General features: G+C 39.2%; 14 protein-coding genes and 1 pseudogene. 9 read left to right on the top strand and 6 right to left on the bottom strand.

The genetic code is table 11. The features are described 5' to 3' along the window. Positions 1–244: 244 nt before the first annotated feature. Entirely contained in the window at positions 245–718 is a 474-nt protein-coding gene (locus tag KI375_RS23560) for a MarR family transcriptional regulator (protein WP_212975832.1), read from the bottom strand. A 329-nt stretch (positions 719–1,047) separates the two neighbouring features. Between KI375_RS23560 and KI375_RS23555 the strand changes: the two genes are divergently transcribed. The 3 genes from KI375_RS23555 to KI375_RS23545 all read left to right on the top strand — a co-directional run bounded on the left by KI375_RS23555 (position 1,048) and on the right by KI375_RS23545 (position 4,124). After that, positions 1,048–2,730, top strand: a complete 1,683-nt coding sequence (locus tag KI375_RS23555; protein WP_212975831.1) for an FAD-dependent monooxygenase — start codon at positions 1,048–1,050, stop codon at positions 2,728–2,730. A gap of 2 nt (positions 2,731–2,732) precedes the next feature. After that, positions 2,733–3,173 (top strand): SRPBCC family protein, encoded by a 441-nt coding sequence (locus tag KI375_RS23550; RefSeq protein WP_212975830.1) that lies wholly within the window; start codon positions 2,733–2,735, stop codon positions 3,171–3,173. Between the two features lie 204 nt (positions 3,174–3,377). Beyond that, positions 3,378–4,124 (top strand): class I SAM-dependent methyltransferase, encoded by a 747-nt coding sequence (locus tag KI375_RS23545; RefSeq protein ID WP_212975829.1) that lies wholly within the window; start codon positions 3,378–3,380, stop codon positions 4,122–4,124. A gap of 322 nt (positions 4,125–4,446) precedes the next feature. Here the strand turns inward: KI375_RS23545 and KI375_RS23540 are convergent, their stop codons facing one another. Beyond that, on the bottom strand, positions 4,447–5,376 hold the full coding sequence (locus KI375_RS23540) for a LysR family transcriptional regulator (RefSeq protein WP_212975828.1): 930 nt from the start codon (positions 5,374–5,376) through the stop codon (positions 4,447–4,449). 137 nt (positions 5,377–5,513) lie between these two features. Between KI375_RS23540 and KI375_RS23535 the strand changes: the two genes are divergently transcribed. Further along, positions 5,514–5,855, top strand: a complete 342-nt coding sequence (locus tag KI375_RS23535; protein ID WP_212975827.1) for a VOC family protein — start codon at positions 5,514–5,516, stop codon at positions 5,853–5,855. 860 nt (positions 5,856–6,715) lie between these two features. Here the strand turns inward: KI375_RS23535 and KI375_RS23525 are convergent. Both KI375_RS23525 and gpmA read right to left on the bottom strand, forming a co-directional pair. After that, positions 6,716–7,954 (bottom strand): alpha/beta hydrolase family protein, encoded by a 1,239-nt coding sequence (locus tag KI375_RS23525; RefSeq protein WP_212975826.1) that lies wholly within the window; start codon positions 7,952–7,954, stop codon positions 6,716–6,718. A gap of 666 nt (positions 7,955–8,620) precedes the next feature. After that, positions 8,621–9,328, bottom strand: a complete 708-nt coding sequence (gene gpmA / locus KI375_RS23520; RefSeq protein ID WP_212975825.1) for a 2,3-diphosphoglycerate-dependent phosphoglycerate mutase — start codon at positions 9,326–9,328, stop codon at positions 8,621–8,623. Positions 9,329–9,600: 272 nt separating this feature from the next. Here gpmA and KI375_RS23515 point away from each other — a divergent pair, with 272 nt between their 5' ends. After that, positions 9,601–10,014 (top strand): ArsR/SmtB family transcription factor, encoded by a 414-nt coding sequence (locus KI375_RS23515; protein WP_244853013.1) that lies wholly within the window; start codon positions 9,601–9,603, stop codon positions 10,012–10,014. A 48-nt stretch (positions 10,015–10,062) separates the two neighbouring features. Here the strand turns inward: KI375_RS23515 and KI375_RS23510 are convergent. After that, positions 10,063–12,328, bottom strand: a pseudogene (locus KI375_RS23510) (heavy metal translocating P-type ATPase). A gap of 285 nt (positions 12,329–12,613) precedes the next feature. Between KI375_RS23510 and KI375_RS23500 the strand changes: the two are divergent. Beyond that, a complete protein-coding gene (locus tag KI375_RS23500) occupies positions 12,614–13,576 on the top strand; it encodes a helix-turn-helix transcriptional regulator (protein ID WP_212975822.1) in 963 nt (320 codons plus the stop codon). 607 nt (positions 13,577–14,183) lie between these two features. Here the strand turns inward: KI375_RS23500 and KI375_RS23495 are convergent. Next, positions 14,184–14,684 (bottom strand): MarR family transcriptional regulator, encoded by a 501-nt coding sequence (locus tag KI375_RS23495; RefSeq protein ID WP_212975821.1) that lies wholly within the window; start codon positions 14,682–14,684, stop codon positions 14,184–14,186. 837 nt (positions 14,685–15,521) lie between these two features. On the opposite strand from KI375_RS23495, the gene KI375_RS23490 reads away from it, so the two are divergent. From KI375_RS23490 to KI375_RS23480, 3 genes are all read left to right on the top strand, one after another. Continuing rightward, entirely contained in the window at positions 15,522–16,907 is a 1,386-nt protein-coding gene (locus KI375_RS23490; protein WP_212975820.1) for an MFS transporter, read from the top strand. 272 nt (positions 16,908–17,179) lie between these two features. Then, a complete protein-coding gene (locus KI375_RS23485) occupies positions 17,180–18,199 on the top strand; it encodes a nitroreductase family protein (protein WP_212975819.1) in 1,020 nt (339 codons plus the stop codon). Between the two features lie 360 nt (positions 18,200–18,559). Continuing rightward, entirely contained in the window at positions 18,560–18,925 is a 366-nt protein-coding gene (locus tag KI375_RS23480) for a DUF1516 family protein (protein WP_212975818.1), read from the top strand. Positions 18,926–19,253 lie beyond the last annotated feature (328 nt).

Here is a 19,253-nt window from a genome sequence, read left to right as displayed (position 1 = left end):
ACTGGGGTTGTGTTATTTTTTTACTTGTCATAAATTAATAATACACGAGAGCAGACCCTTTGTGGTCTGTTTTTTTGTGCACAAAAAAACTGTTGCACGATCAGTTACCTGATTGTGCAACAGCTCCATTGAGGATCTGATGTTCAAACTTTTTAATTTGTTAGTCTGGCTTCACTGAATGTCAGATTAGAAAATCATGAATTTCTGATCTAATCGTGGCAAAATCGGCCAATTCACGAGGATATTACTCTTTTTTTTGGAGTGTTTTTGTCCATTCCATAGTCATCTTTGTGCTCCGGGAAACATAATCGAGAATAATACTTAGTTCTTCGTCAGTGTATTTATCCAAAAGTTGTACCGTCCACTGCGAGATTGATTCGAATAGCTCCTCAATCACCTTTATATTTTCTGGAACAAGCTCAACCAGCAAGCGTCTTCTGTCATTGGGATCTTTAACCCGGCGGGCGAATCCAGCTTGCTCCAATCTGTCAATCACTCCCGTAATCGCACCAGTGGTCAGGTTGCTTTCTTCAGCAAGTTCACCAGCAGTCAATGATCCTCTTCGATGTAATAGTTCCAAACATTTGTGATCTGTTTGATTCAGTCCGAGATGTTTAGCGATAGCTTGGTGAAAAAAAATAGTTGATGTACTTGAAATCTTCACTTGATTGAGCAAGTCATCAATTAATTCGTCACGTTTAAAAAATTGGGTTGACATTTGAGAACACCTACCTTACAATCTAAGTATCTTAGTTGCTAAGATACTTATTTACTCGTTAATCAATTTAATAAGATTTATTATGAATAATAACAGATAAGAAGGAGGAATGCCAGCAAAAACTTGTTTTTTTAGGAAAGAGGAAGAGAGAAGAGCCTAATAAAAAGTATTATGTTGTGATTATTGACAGAGGATTGAGAAGTCTTACTAAAAAAGTAGGTATTTGTGTGCCTTACCTATGCAGGGGACCAGATACTAACTTCCTGTTTAGCAAGATAAAAGATATTTGTTTATATGGTCAATCGTACTTTATTTAAAAATGCCTACTTATGAAAGAAGGGTTTTCTATGAACAGTAACTTTTGCAATTCTCCTCAATACGATGAGGCAACCCCTGTTCTTATTGTCGGGGGAAGTTTGATAGGGCTTTCTATGTCTCTATTGCTCTCACGGCAGGGAATTGATACGCTGCTTGTCGAGCGCCATCCCGGCACTTCGATTCATCCGCGTGTGGCTAGTCTGACTGCACGGACCATGGAAATTTTCCGTACTGTTGGAGCTGAATCCGCCATTCGTCGAGTTGAACCAGCGTTCTCGCTGGGCAGCAATGTCCCACTTGCCGAGAGTCTAGTAGAGGAGCCAATCGATAATCTTATGGAAGATTTCAGTGCATACTTTACCGATGCCAGTCCAGTAAAAGGGAGCCTTATCGCTCAGGACGTATTGGAATCAGTTCTGCCTGCGCTTGCAGCAGAGGCTGGGGGGAAACTTCGATATGAAACTGAGCTTGTCGATTTTAAGCAAGATGTGGATGGCGTTTCAGCCACTATTCAAGACATAGTTAGCGGAACAAAACGACGGGTGCGAGCACAGTATCTGATCGCAGCCGATGGTAGTCGGAGCAGGATTAGGAAGAAGCTTGGAATCGGTCATCATGGAGCAGATGGCCTTGGACATAACATCAGTATTCTCTTCGGAGCGACTGGATTAATGGAGGAATTTCGCAATCGGGAGGCTGTCATGTGCTTTCTAGCTAACGACACCGTGGCCGGCGCGCTTACTGCTTATCCGGGATCGATCGTGCGTCCAGATGTTTTCCGGCTAGACGTTCCCTATGATCCCGATGAAGAGGCTGTTGATGACTTTACCAAGGACCGTTGCCTGCCCCTTATTCAGGCAGCCATCGGAATTCCTAATTTCCCAGTGCAAGTCAAAACAATTCTCCCTTGGGAGATGGTCGCACGGATTTCCGATCGCTTTCAGCAAGGACGTGTGTTCCTTGTTGGTGATGCTGCCCGAGCCCAGCCACCTACTGGTGCTCTTGGAGGGAATACTGGAATCGCCGAGGCGCAAAATCTTGCTTGGAAACTTGCTGCTGTTCTGCGTGGTGAGGCTAAACAAAAATTACTAGATACCTATGATATGGAACGTCGTCCATTGGCGGATTTTACAGTGGAACAGGTGACCCAGCTTTCCCAGCAACGCTTTAATGAAGGATCAGAAGGGATCACGGTTGATACTTTAGCAATTAATATGGGTTTCCGGTATAACGTAGGAGCAATCGTACAGGAAAATGATGAGAACCTGCCGCTTGTCCAGCGACCGGAGTTTTGGACGGGACAACCGGGGACACGGGCACCCCACGTTGCGCTTCAACATCAAGATGAAAAGATTTCGATACTGGATTTGTTCGGGTCTTGCTTCGTCTTACTTGTAGGACCCGAGGGACAGAACTGGCTAAATGCTGCAAAATGCATGAGTGATGAATTACGTCTCCTTTTAGACGTTTATTGGATTGGCACCCATGCGGGAGATCTCATCGATCAGGAGAACGCGTTTTGTGATGCATATGGAGTTACTCGTACCGGTGCTGTACTTGTGCGCCCTGACGGATTCGTCGGGTGGCGAAGCAGAGGTTCGAATGGAGATGTGCAGGAATGTGAAGGCGAATTGTCACAGGCACTCTCGAAACTACTCTTTCATAGTGAACATAAAATAAAGGGAGGCAGATAGAGGTGGCTACCTTTGAATATATTGACACATTTGAATTTTCGACAGCAACAGTTTTTGCTCGTATTACCGACCTGGAGGCACGAAATGAATGGGTAAAAGGCATCCTTGAGTCGAAGGTTATACCAGAAGGTCCTGCTCGGCTAGGGTCGAGCTACTTTGAAGCTGGCAAATACTCCGGTTACAAGAGCGAAAAAACAATGTATGTGACGGAATATGAGCAAGATCGTCTATTCACCTTGGCAACTCCTCCTGAGGAGCGCGAAAAATTCCGCGAAACCTATCGGATTGAAACGATATCTGGGAATACTTGTCGCGTATATTTCACTATTGAAGTCGGGGGTGTCCCGAAGGTTGCGGAGTTTTTTATGACCCAATCAATGAAGAAAGAACAACCAAAGACTAGTGAGCGTCTTAAAGCGGTTCTTACTAAAGAGAATGAGTAGGAGAAATTGAATAAAGATTGATCATATGTAAGAGATTGTTCAAAAACTTGTTACCGATTCTCCTGTCTTTTAAAAACAAGCTGGCAACCTTTGAATAAGATGGATACTAAAATTGGTTGTTGAACTTCGGCTATCGGTTGGATTGACGAATGAACGTGATTTTATAAAGCAAGGTTAGGAATTTACAAAGTGTGGAGGGGAAATATGGGAAAGGTGCCAATTAAACCTAATTACGGAGTTGATGCACCAGTTGTAATACGGAATTTGTCCATTCTTAGTGTTGTAATGCTTATTTTAAGTATCATTTCTTTTTGGCTTTTCCAAGGTGATTGGCGTTGGTTAGGTCTGACACTGAGCGTGATTTTCGGAATTACATTTTTGATTGGATTACTGGAAGGAATTTATATGTATTGGAGTAGTAAGGTTGGGAAATTGCGTGAACGAGAAAGATTGTTGGATTTAATAACATTTCAAGGTAATGAGAAGGTACTTGATATCGGATGTGGTCGAGGGTTAGTAATGAACGCTACTGCTAGAAGACTAATAACAGGTAGAGTGTTTGGTATGGATATTTGGAATTCTTATGATCAATCTGGTAATCATCCAGATGTTACACGGAAAAACGCAAAAATAGAAGGCGTCGCTGAAAAAATCGAAATAGTAACTGGTGATGCCCGTAGGATGCCGTTTGACAAAGAAACATTTGATGTGGTTGTATCAAGTCTTGCAATCCATAATATTTATGATCGGGAAGAAAGATGTCAAGCGCTGGGAGAGGTTCTTCGGGTATTAAAACCAGGTGGTCAATTTGCTATTCTCGATTTTCAACACGTTAAGGAATATTTGCAAATCTTTAAAGAATTTGAAGTCACGGATGTAAAGCTAGTTGGTCCACATTATCTCATGTTTCCTCCTATAAAAATTGTAACAGGTCGAAAACTTGTGCAGTAATCTTTATTCACGAAAAGGGTGTAGTTTGGGAATAGGCACTATTGAATATCAAAAGCAGAAAATAATCAAACTTTTTCACAAGAATTCCTCACCAGTTTAGGGCGTGTTTTGAAGAATCTCAAAACATGCCTAAACTTTTTCTGAACCAAGTTCCATAAGCCCGCCACTTTGACCAAGCTTTTTTACTAACCCTGCATCAAGGCTGTTTTGCACTAACCTCGAACAGTTTTTGTAAGGGCCACTGATGGTAGAAGAGGCTTGATTATTTCTACTGCTGAGGATCAGGTAGAAAGGGCTCTTTTTGTGATAATGAGATCTTCTATTATTTTTCGAAATACCGAACAAGAAAATCTCGAAAGTTAGATGCTGCCCTTGATTGGTAACGGTTTTCAGTCCAAGCCAGCTGAAAGATCCGCTGACAAAGGGGGGTGATATGCAGTAAAATCGGTGAACCGTCATCCGTTTTACAGGGGGCAATGGGCATTGATTGGTGAGACATTGTAGAAGAAATCGGTGAGTCATCACGCGATTTGCATGTCCCTACAAACGCCACCCCAAGACCAGCGCGTACAAGGCTAATGATGGCTAAGGGTTCGTCAACCTCGCACACGACATTCGGTTCAAATCCCGCCTCCTGGCAAAGGCTATCATTTATCTTACGGAAATGGGTGCCCTTTTTGAAAGAAATAAATGGCTCATTCCTTAGTTCACTTAAGGAAATGCTTGTTTTGTTCCTAAATCGATGTTCCGGTGGTATGGCCAAAAAGATTTCTTCCTCCAATAAAGGAAATTCTTGAATTCCTGGACGTTTTACTGGCATGGAGGTAAAGCAGAAATCGACCTCGCCAGTTTCCAGCATTAGTTCCATTTCTTCCATTGGGGTCTGAGTAATACGAAAACTGACTTTGGGATAAAGCGAACGAAACCTACCCACGGGGTCGGAAAGACGATCCAAGGTAGTGGTTGCCAAATAAATACTTCCCCGTTCCGCCCCCGAAAGATCAGAGAGTTCCCTACGCCCTTCTTCAAGAGCGCCTAACGCTACTTCAGTTTTCTTCAAATAGGCCTTACCGAACTTATTTAGTCGAATTTTTCTTCCGTGTCGATCAAATAACGGGACCCCCAGGTCCTTTTCTAACCTAGAGATGGTTTTGCTAAGGGCAGGTTGCGCAACTCGAAGTTCTTCAGCTGCCTTTGACATATGTTCCAGTCTAGCGACGGTACGAAAATAATGTAGCTGTAATAACTCCATAGGATATAACTCCTTAATTGATATACTTGAAGGAATATATATATTCCTAAATATATATTTTTATTTATATGCAATAGATTGTAATATAAAGATAATATCAATGCAATGTAGTACATGATGAAGAAAGGATGGTAAAAATGAAACTTAACCACCTCAACCTTACTGTTACCGATGTGACTGCCGCTCGAAAATTTTTAGAAAATTATTTTGGTATGACATTAGGGGGAAGTCTAGGAAACGGATTTGTAGCAATGCTTGATGACGATGGTTTCGTGCTGACTTTAATGCAGGGAAAGGACGTCCATTATCCGAAAAGTTTCCATATTGGATTCCCACAGGAAAGTAGAGAGCAGGTAGACCAAATCAATCAGCATTTGAAAGAGGATGGGTATGATGTAGATCCTCCGCGGCACGCCCATGGTTATACCTTTTATGTCAATGCTCCTGGAGGATTTATGGTCGAAATTAATAGTGAATGAAAGTGGTGGCTTATTTTGTTTGTTGAGAAATTAAAAGGATTACAAACAAAACGTTCTATATTGCAGAAATAGGAGCTTCATATTTTTTTATCAGGAAGCGCTCAATGTGGGGATTTCCACAGTGCGGGCTCTTAGACATCAAGTATCTTCTTGTTTAAGAGTAACGAGGAACTTATAGTCTAGTATATGAAGTTAGATGGAGCGCGGAACGCGTGTGAGTAGGGAAAGTCAGAGATTACTTCAAAAACTTACCTATTGCTGACTATTGTTGAATAAAGGGAAATAAGTTAACAGCAGACTAATGAAAAACTAAACAACCATTCAGCATATTCGCTAAGTGGGTGTTTAGTCTTTTAGGTTTTTCTTTTATGCTGAGAATTTTTTTAGTAATTTCCTTTCTCTCAGTACCGTCAAAAGTAGTAAGTTTTGGGGAGCGGGGACATCAAACTGAAAGGTAGTTAGCCCACCTTACTCTTTTTTATGAAGAATTTAAAAAAACAGATTGAAGAATATACTACTGGTATAATCATGAACGAGCAAAAGAGAGTTGGTTGGATTGAGTCCAGTCGAATATCGAACTCAATCCAGCCAATCAGCTGATAATAAAACTCTAACTTTTAGGGGTAACCACCGTCTTATGTGTGTTTTTGTATGGAAAGATATTTTTCATATTTTTTTCAGAAATGCAACAAATCCTCTTTTTCACATTGAGGGTAACTGTGAAAGAGCAAGGCTCACTTCCTTTCATGAAACGAAGGGGGGAGCAAAATGAAACCATCTTCTTTTTAAACAAGGATTGAATATCAGTTTGATTATATTTGTATGCTTGCTATGAAAAATGAGCGAAAGAATTACCTACTCTATCTTTCTAGGCTTGCAAAGCTTGAAGTGACTTTTTCTGATGTTGGTATATTATTCAAAACATGATCTAACCAAGTGAATATGCGGTGGTTAGCCAATTTTAATGCTCCAAAATGGCAATGTTCTTCAGCAGAATCTTCAGCAGTAAACTTCATATACGTTTTGGAACTTCTTAAAGATTTGTACAATTGTTCGGGTTGTCCTGCAAAGGCATGATCATGTTCAGCTTCGCAAACGAGTACCGGACACTTGATTTTCCCAGCAACGCCTTCTAAGGTAAAAGGCTCCGTTTTGTGCACCAGCTCTTCCAGATTAGTTGCTGAAAAAGTGAACTGTCCATTTTCAATTCCCCATCGAATACTTGTATTTTGTGCCATAATCGACGCAATAAAATTATCCATTTCCGGTGAATTAAAATTGAGTTCTCCATTTTCTTTTCCGCCTAATGCCGCAGCTATTTCCCCCACTTGGAAGGAGAATAGGCCGTCATTTGCTATGCATGCAGCAAGCCTGTGTTCATAAGCAGCCGCGCGCGGAGCCAAATAACCACCTAAACTGATACCCATTAATGCGATTTTGTCAGAGATAACTTCAGGACGCTTGGTCAGGTAATCGACCACTGGTGTTACGGTAGCCTCCCAGTCATGTCTGAATGGAATTTGTTGCTCACGTATAACAGCTCCTTGTCCTGGCCCCTCGAATACCAAGCAATGATACCCTCTTTCTAAAGCAGAGATAACAACTTGGAAATAAAGCTCTTCTGCGGTGGAGTCATATCCACCGTGAACAATTAGGGTAGGAGCAGGCTGATCTCCTGCTAAATACAAGTAACCAGGCAAATCCGTGTCTTCATAAGGAATAGTAACAATCTCCCAATGATGATCGAGTAAAGTAAGCGCGTGTCTGAACGTGCTTTGACTCAATCTCCACGTTTCCAGGATCCGTTTATCCTCCGGATTGCCATGGAGGAAAAATTCGGCTGTACGGTAGTAATTCGATGCACGTAAATAAAAGTCTCTTGCGCTACTCTTATTGCCATGCTTGCTGCTTTCGTCAGCTTCCCGATGAACCCTGATTGCAGTCTTTAGCCATTCCTCATACCAACTTTCAAAATTACCTTCTTCAATTCGATAGGCAGTAGATAGGCATTCACCTATGTCCGCCCCTCCAAAAGCAGTGTAACCCATTGTCCGAAGCAATTCGAATGAAAAAGTCTGATCTTTAAAAATAAGTTTCACAATAATACACTCCTCATTATATGTTAATTTTAATCTATGTTAAATATAACCTATATGATTTTGGGTGTCAATTATTATTTTATGTTAAAAATAACCTATCTAAATCAATGTATATAAACCCAGAGCCTGAAAGAGGAGAATTTTATGAATAATATCTAATTATTAGGATTATTAGCACGAGAACCGTTAAGAGGATACTAAATAAAGTAGCAAATCAACAGCAAAATTATCCATTCTATCGAAATGGGAAAGTCTAGATTTATTGAGGTGCAAGCCATTGAACAAGAGTCTTATCGTCCGCTTCGAAAAATTTACAGAATTACGGCTAGTGGCATATTGTATTTGCTCGACTGAGAGACATTTTTCGTCATCGGTAGATACCGCTTCTCACGGCGATTGGTGGGCCCTCGTGAAAAATTGGAACGATATAATACGAAGCAGTAAGGATAAAAGCTTCAAGTCCAGGAAGTTAGTAAGCGCTCTACAAAGTATTTTCATGTAACGGGATTTACTTAAACTGTTTTAGATGATCTTTCCCTCCTAAAGCTGACCATCTTAACTACGAATACCTCGGCGACCCCAAAAAGCGGTTTGAAAATTCAGCATTGACGGTGGAGTCCAACTTAAATTAATCACTCTGTCTAGCTTAACAACTTGCGCTGTACCTTACTTTATAAGTTTTGTGCTTCCAAGGTAATGACTCTCTACGGGACGTAAGTGTTTATCTAACGAATATACTAGCGGAATACCTGTTGGTACATTCAAATCAACAACCTCCGCCGAACTGAGGTTATCTAGAATTTTGATTAATGCCCTCAAGCTATTGCCGTGTGCAACAATAATTACATTTTTACCTGCTTTGATCTGTGGTGCAATTTCCTTATCCCAATAATCTTTGACTCGAAAAGCTGTTTCCTTAAGACTTTCAGCCAATGGAATATGTTCGTCATCAATGTCACGATATCTAACATCATATCTTGGATAACGTTCATCGTCCTTTGTCAGGGTAGGAGGCAATACCTCATAACTTCTACGCCATAATTCAACCTGTTCTTCTCCATATTTTATAGCAGTAGTTACTTTATTCAATCCCTGAAGCGCACCATAATGACGTTCATTAAGCTGCCAGGATTTGTATACAGGTATCCACAGCAAATTCATTTCCTCAAGCACATAATCTAGTGTTTTTATAGCTCGTTTCAAGTATGAGGTGTAGGCCACATCAAATATGAATTGTTTTTCCTTAAGTAGTCTGCCGGCATAATGAGCCTCCTGTACCCCTTTATCCGATAAGTCTACGTCCATCCAACCTGTAAATAAGTTCTCTTTGTTCCAATTACTTTCTCCATGTCTAATCAAAACCAACTTATACATGTATTACTCTTCCTCTCTCCGATGAATTTCTCCTACTAGTTATCTAGCTATGTCACTCTATCAAATATTTATAAAATATTATTTCGTTTTAGAGATTACGAAGTCTTAGAAAACTACATAAAAGTTATTGTGAGCATATATGAAGTACGTATATCATCATTAGAAGGCCAGATACCCCTTTATTTTTTACGGAAAATACTTAGGTAAAGAAATTTAAATGTCCAAAAGCATGTTCTTGACAAGAGCATAGGTAATGCATAGACTTTAATGTAATGATTGTTTTATCAAATGATTGTTTTATCAAAGGAGTGGCGACGATAAAAAACAAGGAAATGCTGCACGATCACGGTCAAGATTTAAGCTATGTTTTAAAGTGTATGCCCGATGTCCAATTTTTTCTGGATGGGGCTGCTGTTTTCCAACAGCTATGTGACGGCTCGCGTCTTCGAATCCTTTGGTTACTCTGTCATTGCGAAGAATGTGGACACAATATTTCAGCTGCTCTTGGTATGAGCCCCGCATCCGTTTCTCATCACTTGAAAACGTTAAAGTTACATGAATTAATCAAAAGCAGACGTGTTGGGAAAGAAGTTTACTATTCACTCGCTGACAGCGAAAAAGCTCGTTTGGTTCATCAAATGGTAGATGATTTTTTTAAAATGAGTTGTCCGTTGAAAGGACTTTAGAGGGGGAGTATTACTTACAAAGATCTCTGGTAACGCCCCTCTATTACATTACGCCACTGCCTTTTGCCGACTTCCTTTCCCTTGTTTTTCAAATATTTGTATCGGCTTGTTGAATTTTTTAACATTTAGTGCTCTTATTGCGTTGAGAATTGCTATGACGGATACTCCAACATCAGCGAATACCGCTCCCCACATCGTTGTCATGCCCAACGCTCCCAAAATAAGTACAATTCCTTTGACACTCAAAGCAAAAACAATATTTTGTTTAGCGATACGGAGTGTCTTTTGGCTTATCTTCATCACTGTGGCGATTTTGGATGGCTCATCGGTCATAATTACAACATCAGCAGCTTCAATCGCTGCATCTGACCCCAAGCCTCCCATAGCAATTCCGATATCTGCGCGTGCAAGAACGGGAGCATCATTGATGCCGTCACCGACAAAGGCCAGTTTTCCTTTTGCATTTTTCTGCTTCATTAACTCTTCTACGTGTTCAACCTTATCCGCAGGCAATAGCTCAGTATATGCTTTATCTAGTCTAAGCGTAGTAGCAACCTTTTTCCCCACCGCATCGGCATCACCAGTAAGCATGACGGTCTGCTTGATTCCTGACGATTTCAGAGCTGTAATAGCATATGAAGCGTCCTGTTTAATTTCATCCTCAACACGGATATATCCCATGTACTCATTGTTAACGGCTAGATGAACTACAGTCCCAACAAGTTTCCAATCGTTGTAGGATATGCATTCACGTTTCATGAGTTTGGCGTTGCCCGCCAACACGACCTTTCCGTCAATTACAGATTTCACACCATAACCAGCGATTTCCTCGATATCCTTAATACGGGAGGGATCAATCGTTCTTCCAAATGCCTTTTTGATACTCTGTGCAATGGGATGGTTGGAATAATCCTCCACATAAGCTGCCAATTCCAACAACTCCTGATCGGTCATTTTGTCGGAATATATTTCACTGACAACGAAGTTACCTTTTGTTAGCGTACCGGTTTTATCAAACACGACCATCTCTGTGTTGGCCAAAGCTTCAAGATAGTTACTCCCCTTCACTAAAACGCCGGATTTGGATGCCCCGCCGATTCCACCAAAAAAGCTGAGCGGCACAGAAATAACCAGAGCACAGGGGCAGGAAATGACAAGAAAGATTAGGGCTCTTTCAAACCAAATATCAAATGGCTGACCAGTGACTAGCGGTGGAATGATGGCCAAAATAACCGCCGCTAAAACAATAAATGGGGTATAGTACCGGGCAAATTTGGTAATGAAATTTTCACTTTTGCTCTTTTTATCGGAAGAATTCTCAACCAATTCAAGTATTTTTGCTACTGTGGACTGGCCATATTCTTTGCTTACTTGAATGGTTAATTTACCGGTTTGATTGATACAACCGCTAATCACGTCTTCTCCTGTCTGTACCTCTCGTGGAACGGACTCTCCTGTTAGAGCTGAAGTATCTATTGCAGAGAAACCGTCTGTTACAACTCCATCCAGGGGGACTCGCTCTCCAGGCTTTACCACAACAATCTCATTAATTTGCACTTCTTCCGGGTTAACCTTTATCAATTCCCCATTTCTTAGCACATTGGCATATTCGGGACGAATATTCATCAATTCGGATATTGACCTGCGGGATTTTGAAACGGCGTAGGATTGAAACAGCTCGCCCACTTGAAAAAACAGCATAACAGCAATAGCTTCTGGATATTCGCCAAGGCAGAAGGCGCCAATTGTGGCAACTGACATTAGGAAGTTCTCGTCGAAGACCTGTCCTCGAGTAATGTTCCTTGCTGCTTTCCAGAGGATATCTCCTCCAACGATGAGATACGGGACAAGATACATCAGAAATTCAGCATTGCCATCTATCTTTAAAAATAGTACTGCTACGAAACCAATAGATGCAATAAGGATACGCAGCAACCGTTTTTTTTCTTTCTTTGACATGTTCGTATCCTCCTCATATTTGAGTCAGCAACGGCTGTACATTAAAACCGCTACTGACTTAAATAGTGTAATTTGAATATGGATAATTTTCTCTATTCGTTATGAACCGAATCGACGTTGAAATATGTCCATCAGCTTAAGCCTCTATCGACACATCTGAATCAATTTTCTTTATAATCTTCTTAGCTTGTTCAAGAACGGCATCGAATTTATCATCCGGAGCCTCAAGAATCATTCTTTGACCCATAAAATTCACCTTCACATTGGTAACATCATTCAGCTTGCTAATACCATGTTCGATCTTTGCCGCACAACTGCCACAATCTACATCTTGCAATTTATAGGTTTTTTTCATAAAACAATTGCTCCTTTCATTTATTTTTATACAATCAAGGTATAATACAATCAAATGATTGTTTGATTGTATTTGAATACGAGTATAATGACACTATATTTCATTTTCAACAAAATTTGGAAGGTGAGACCGATTGGACTAAAATTTTGGCCGATTGGACTAAATTTTATTAATACAGACGGGGACCATTGATTTATTCGGTTAGTACTAAAAGTCTGTGTTTGTTTTTTGGAGTAGTGTATATTTACATTATCATTTAGCGGAAAAATTAGTTCCGAGGGAGGTATGAATAATATGGAGGGATCCTTTTTTTCACATATTAATACAGACATGAGTTTAGTACAAAATAATCACAATGTTGTTTATCAGCTGAATTCAGATAAGGGGCAAGGTACTGCATCTGCCTATTCTGTAATACCCGGTGTTGAGGTAATCATCTTTAACTTTCAGGCAAGCCACTATATGCCAACAATTCACCCAAACCTAAACATTTTAGAATTAAATCACTGTCATGAAGGACGGGCTGAATGTAAAATGAAGGATGGATGTCTGCAATATATAGGAGAAGGTGATTTGTTCATGAATACAATGAACAACCACAGTAATTGTATTGAATTTCCATTAGAGTACTATAAAGGTATAAACATTACGATTGACTTGGATAAGTTTACAGGTCAACTATCGGAATATCTACCTAATATTCCAATTAATATTCCAGATCTTGTTAACCGCTTTTTTTTAAACGATGAATGTTTTTTTATACAGGCGAAAGAAGACATTCAAAATATCTTTAGTGGTATGTATTCAATCCCTCTTGAAGCTAGAAGTACTTATTACCGGCTGAAGGTTCTGGAAATTTTAATTTACCTTTATTATTTTGATACAGCTAAAGAGCAGCAGAATAAATTTTATGTCCGGCAAGAAGTTGACATTATCAAACAGATTAAAAAGATGATGACTGAACAATTTGAACAGAGATTTACGATTGAGGAACTAGCAAGACATTATTGCATCAGTCCTACTGCATTAAAGGCTACTTTTAAAGGGGTATACGGCGCTTCTATAGGAGCGTATATGAAAGAGTATCGTATCAGGCAAGCGGCCTCTATGTTACTTAAGACTCACGAAAGTATTGGAGATATCGCTTCGGCAGTGGGATATAAAAGTCAGAGTAAATTTGGAGCAGCTTTTAAAGAGATGTATAAAATTAGTCCTCTCGAATACCGAAATAAATATGATATGAAGTAAAATTAGGAATTTTCTGAATGAGAAAGTTCATGCAATAATTCCATAGGTGTTAGATGCTTGTCGGCTTACAGGTGGTAGTCTCAATCCTTGTGAATACTGAATACTTGAACTAAAAAAGTCGCGGTTATCAATTAACCTATGCATACCATCGGACTATCGCCCTTCTACAATTAAATATCGCTCGACAACTATTATCGGTTAAAACTGGTGTGTTTTCACATAAATGTTAGTGACTAAAATCATGTACGGGATAAAGTCTCGGGCTAAAGCATACTCTAATTGCGACAAAGCACACTTTTTCAACCCGGAGTCTTTCATTCTCAAAATTGAACATATTGTCAATATAGCTGTTTTTATTTCTACATTTCCAGACTAATCTTGGCATGAAAATTTTCTCTTGCCTGCAAAGCTATCTCTAATACTTTTTCTTCACGGCTGGAATTTCATCTTAAAACTAGATTGATGACCTTCTTAGGTATATACAGTTTTATCTTGAGGGCATATCCGGAGGGGGGTGATACCAATAAACGACGTGATTTTTACTAAATTCCCCTTTGGGATATGCCCGGACGTTCTGTTTTTAACTATATTTAAAGTTGTAAATCTATTATCTTTCGTTCCCTTGCAGAATATTGTCTTTTTGCTCGATCATTGTTTGAAAAAATTTTAGTGCTGCCTGTAGATCCGAATCCGAAAATGAGTCAAATACACTAATAAATCTACGCTCTATCATTTCATGCATCATTGCGTGCACCTCAAAGACCTGTCTGCCTTCTGATGAAAGGTAGAAATATACTTCTTTCTTGTTATCGTTCATTTTGCTTCGCTTAATATAACCTTCCTTGATCAATCGAGTGCTGATTTTCGAAATACTCGCCTTGGATAAATTCATTTTCTCAGCAATAGATGTGTTGTTTATTGGCTCATTGTTGCCTATACAATCAATGACGTGAACAGTTGTCATATTGTTGGGCCATGAGGTAATCCCCTGCAACTGTGCGAGATGAACAAACTCATCAATTTCGATAGCGGAAATTTGTTCAAATAAATGCGTAAAATGGAGAAAGCGTTCGTATAGCAATCGCTTAAGTCCATCAGATGAATTCATTATGCTTAGCAACCCCTTTTTTAAAATGTTACTTAAAACCAAAGTAGAATGTAACTTGGCAGGACAGGGAGGGTATCAAATATAATTATTAACAGGACATATGGAATAGTGGTTTCGTCTTCATCCAAGCCATCCCCATTTAAACCATTGTTCAAGCATTCCTCTTTATGAAGTACTTCCAAAATCAAGCTTTGTTTACTTGTAAACTAACATATCATATTCATCATAGACATTCAATTTCGGGTTATTTAATTTGAATTCCTCAATGAAATTCACAACCCTCCCAATAGTTCAGTACCTTTTCAACATTATTCAATTTCAATATAAAAAAATTTGACAAACCTTATTTACATATTATATTGTTTACTTGTTAACAAAAAAAGTTAATGAAGAAGGGAGAATATCATGTTTTATCTAAAATAATTAGTTTACATGTTAACAAAAGGTAAATGGAGTAGGTAACGTTGATAGCTGATCCTAAAGGCTTCAAATTGTGGAATGTCGATTACTCCAAATATGACTGAAACTTTGTTGTACTAACAACAATACAGAATCAAGATAATCTTTCATCGATGGAAGGTGACACACCGATCTTTGAACGGAGTATATTGATATCTTATTGAGTTTCCCTAGGCCACAAAAATTACGATAGGGAAAAATTGTTCTTGATATATAACGAATGGGGTTTTATATTAATCAAAATAGGGAGATGATAACGATCTATATAGAATATATCCTTAATCCCTTAATGGTTGTTGTCTCTGCCCCTTAAAGTTTGTCTTTCCAGAAAATTAAGGCTCATTTTTTTAAGAATAAGTTAGATAAGAGGGATTAAAATTGACAAGAAAACAAAAATTATTACTTTATTCCATGTGCTATATGGTGTTGTTTAATGCAATGAACGTAACAATGATGAATGTTGCGATTCCAGAATTTAGGAAGGTTTTTATTTTAACAACTTCTGAGGTAAGCTGGATTACAGTTATTTTTAGTTTGTTCAATGGTATTGCAGCTGTTGCAATTGGAAAATTATCTGATAGGTATCCGATTCGTCGATTGTTTGTTATTGGAATGGCTATTTTTATCGCGGGTTCCTTGATTGGATTCATGAGCCCGAACTATTCATTCATCATTGCCGCCCGAATCCTTCAAGGAATCGGAGGAGGGACTCTTCCTACATTAAGCCTAGTAGCCGCTGCCCGATATTATTCAGATGGACAACGTGGTTATGCCCTTGGCATGGTGTTTGCCATGGTGGCACTCGGTAGTGCAATTGGTCCGATAATGGGTGGATTTTTAACAGATTTCTTCGGATGGAACAGTTTATTTTTGATGTCGTTTTTAAGTTTAATTACTCTTCCTTTCTATCTTAAATACGCACCAAAAGAGGAAATTAAGACTGGCAGTCGTTTTGATAAGGTGGGAGCAGTTTTATTTATGCTGGCCATTACGTCCCTACTGATGGGAATTAATGTAACGGCCTGGCTACTTATCCTTGCCGTAGTTTCTTTTGTTCTTTTCGTTTGGCAAGCTCAACGTGTAAGCGAGCCGTTTATTAAAATTGACATATTGAAAAATGTTCCCTTTAGTCTTGTTCTCTTCATGGGTTTATTAAACGCTATCGCTTATATGGCGACGATTTTCATTCTTCCTTTAATGCTTTCAAAAGTGAATGAATTGTCAACCAGTATGATTGGTCTTGTTTTATTTCCAGGAGGGTTGATGACGATAATTTTAGGGTCGCAGATTGGACTCATAATTACCAAACGTGGAAATCGGTTTATGAGCCAATTTAGTTTTACGATCATGGCCATTGCTTTTCTAGCTCTTTCCACGATTGTCGGAGCCTCTCCTATTTGGATTTCTGTGCTACTGATTTTTGTATGTTTAGCCTTCACTGCCAATCAATCGGCGCTTACAAATCGCATATCAGAAATTTTGCCACCAAATGAAACCGGCATTGGTACAGGATTGTTTACCTTTATGATTTTTTTGGGCGCTGCCATGGGCTCTGCATTATTTAGTCGTTTTCTTGAACTCGACAGCGGACAATGGAATATAATAAACGGATCTGCTGATCCTTCATACAGCAATGCTTTCATTCTTGCGGCCATTACTGTTGTATTGGCGATGGTTGTGCTTGCTTTGGAGAAATTACTGACACAAAAGCAGGAAATCCCTGTTCATGATGAATATTTTAAAGATGGAAATTATCATCTTTAAATATTCAATTAGTAGAAGCAGGTGTCTCAGCTCAGTCTGCTTACTAATATAATATTAAATTATAAAATAAAACCAGAGCATTTTATATCCACGGCCTTAAGTCGGTTGAATTTTTAAAATTTAAGGACAATCTCTGTTTTAGTGAACGAGCTTAATTAATTTAGATTCTTGAGTGCTAAGGATTTCTAGATAATTCTGTGTTTCGACAAGATTTTTTTATCAGCATGCAAGAACTAGAATTAATCTGAACAATATTTGGTGGAGGGATCATATTGAATTTTTCCAAGACGATAAGAGAACGCAGATCCATCCGGAAATTCAATGGAACTCCGGTGGACAAAGAATTAATCGTTTCTTTGCTGAATAAGGCTGCTAGCTTGTACGTAGCCGAGGAAACACCGCAATGGCGTTGTATTTACTACGGAACCTATGAATCGCGACAAAGGTTGGCCGAGAGCATGACAGCTAAAATGAAGGAAAGTAAATTCGGAAAACTCGTTCTCAACAAAATGATTAATTTTGTCACGAAAAAAGTAGCAGATACTCCCGCTCACTTGGTCTTCATTGCAGAATCTGCTGAAAACCGGAGGCAGAGCGATGAATATTATGCTGCAGTCTGTAGCATAATGCAAAATTTTCAATTGCTAGGCTGGGAACATAGCCTAGGGATGCTGTGGTACACGGATCCCATGATTCAAAGTGAGTCATTTTTCAAGGAAATTGATCTGCAAGAAGGTGAAAGATTTGCCGGTATTTTAAACATCGGATACTTTGAAAAAAAACCTAGAAACAGAAGAAGAACACCCGCAGAACAGAATTGGACCGTAATGAGTGGAACTGATCGGATTCATTCAGATCATCTCCGTGTTACTTTACAAAGTGTTTTAGAAATGCTGAATGAGGCCATCTGGGCACCAAACGACGGACTACGAGAACCGTGGCGCTTTATCTATGTGAGTGGCAGCGAAGCAACCGGTAAACTCCTAACTTCTTATGAGGATGCTCCACTAGGGTTCCTTCTGGTCGTAGCAAAGGAAGAAGCTGATCCCCACAAGCAGGAAGAGGATTACGCAGCAATATGTTGTTTGATCCAGAACTTTCAATTACTGGCTAAATCAAAATCGTGGCACGCACACCGCATGCTTCCGGAATGGATTTATGATCAAGAACAGTGTAAGCCATTTGGGATTCGACCACAGGAAAATATTGTCGCGGTGATAGAACTCAGGAGTGATGATCGATACTTGAATTCCGTATCCACTCCCTTAATGGTAAACATTACACAGCATTAGAGGTGCTAATGGTTATTCAAGCGTGCTAGTTTACTAGCTTTATTAGACATATGGAGAATTATGAGGCTTCTCGTACATTTTCATGCATAATCCGTATGGACTAAAAATAAGAACTCGTTTTTACCATAGTGGATTTTTCTTTATTGAATTGTCTCTAATTAATATCGGATAACTGTCATTATGGCTGAACTCTTGAACTATGTAACCTTAGATAAAGAAATATTGGTAAAGCTTGCTCTTTTTTAGTGAGAATGATTATCATTACTATTTATATTTATGACGTGAACGTATCGAAACAGGATGCAGATGCTGTAAAAACTAATAGCGGATAGCTATAAGATCATTGAGGAGATGATAAAGATGTTTAACGTGTTGTTTCAATCGCATGCAAGTTTGTGGGGAATCACTATCTTGATTTTTTTCCTATCCTTTATTTTATTAAAGATGGGAAAACCTGTGGGGAAAAGAATAACGCAAATGATATTACGTCTGTTTTATGTAATTATGATCGTTTCCGGACTGGGAATGTTGATTATGCTTAAATTCCCATGGTTATACGCCATCAAAGGTATTCTAGCATTATGGCTCATTTGGACAATGGAATTGATTCTTTCCAAATCGGTGGTAAGGAAGGAGATTGGTCCATCTACAAAAGGTTATTGGGTTCAGTTTATTATCGCTTTCATTCTCGTTGTATTGATCGCTGCCAAATTTATTCGTTTATAAGCTTACGATTCTTAGCAAATGCCAAAACGGTGGATTATATGTAATCATGATATATCCACTTGAACATTTTAGAAGCAAGATACTAGAGAACTACACTATCTTATATGGATTCCTTGCTACTATGTGGAGACACGCTGCTGCCCAGAAACATCGAAAAACTATAACGGTGAACAGGAACTATCGACTTAAGGTGGTTTTTAATATGGGCGGATGCATAGTGCTAAAGCTCTGCGAAGGAGGTTTATTCACTATAATTTCAATTGCTGAACACCCTTCTTTGTAGAGGGGTGTTTTGTGTATTTTGAGACTGTTTCACTGAGTATATATT

The sequence above is a fragment of the Bacillus sp. J14TS2 genome, from assembly GCF_018333015.1.
Taxonomy (GTDB): Bacteria; Bacillota; Bacilli; order Bacillales; family Bacillaceae_C; genus Lederbergia.
This window is presented reverse-complemented; position numbering and strand designations above follow the sequence as displayed.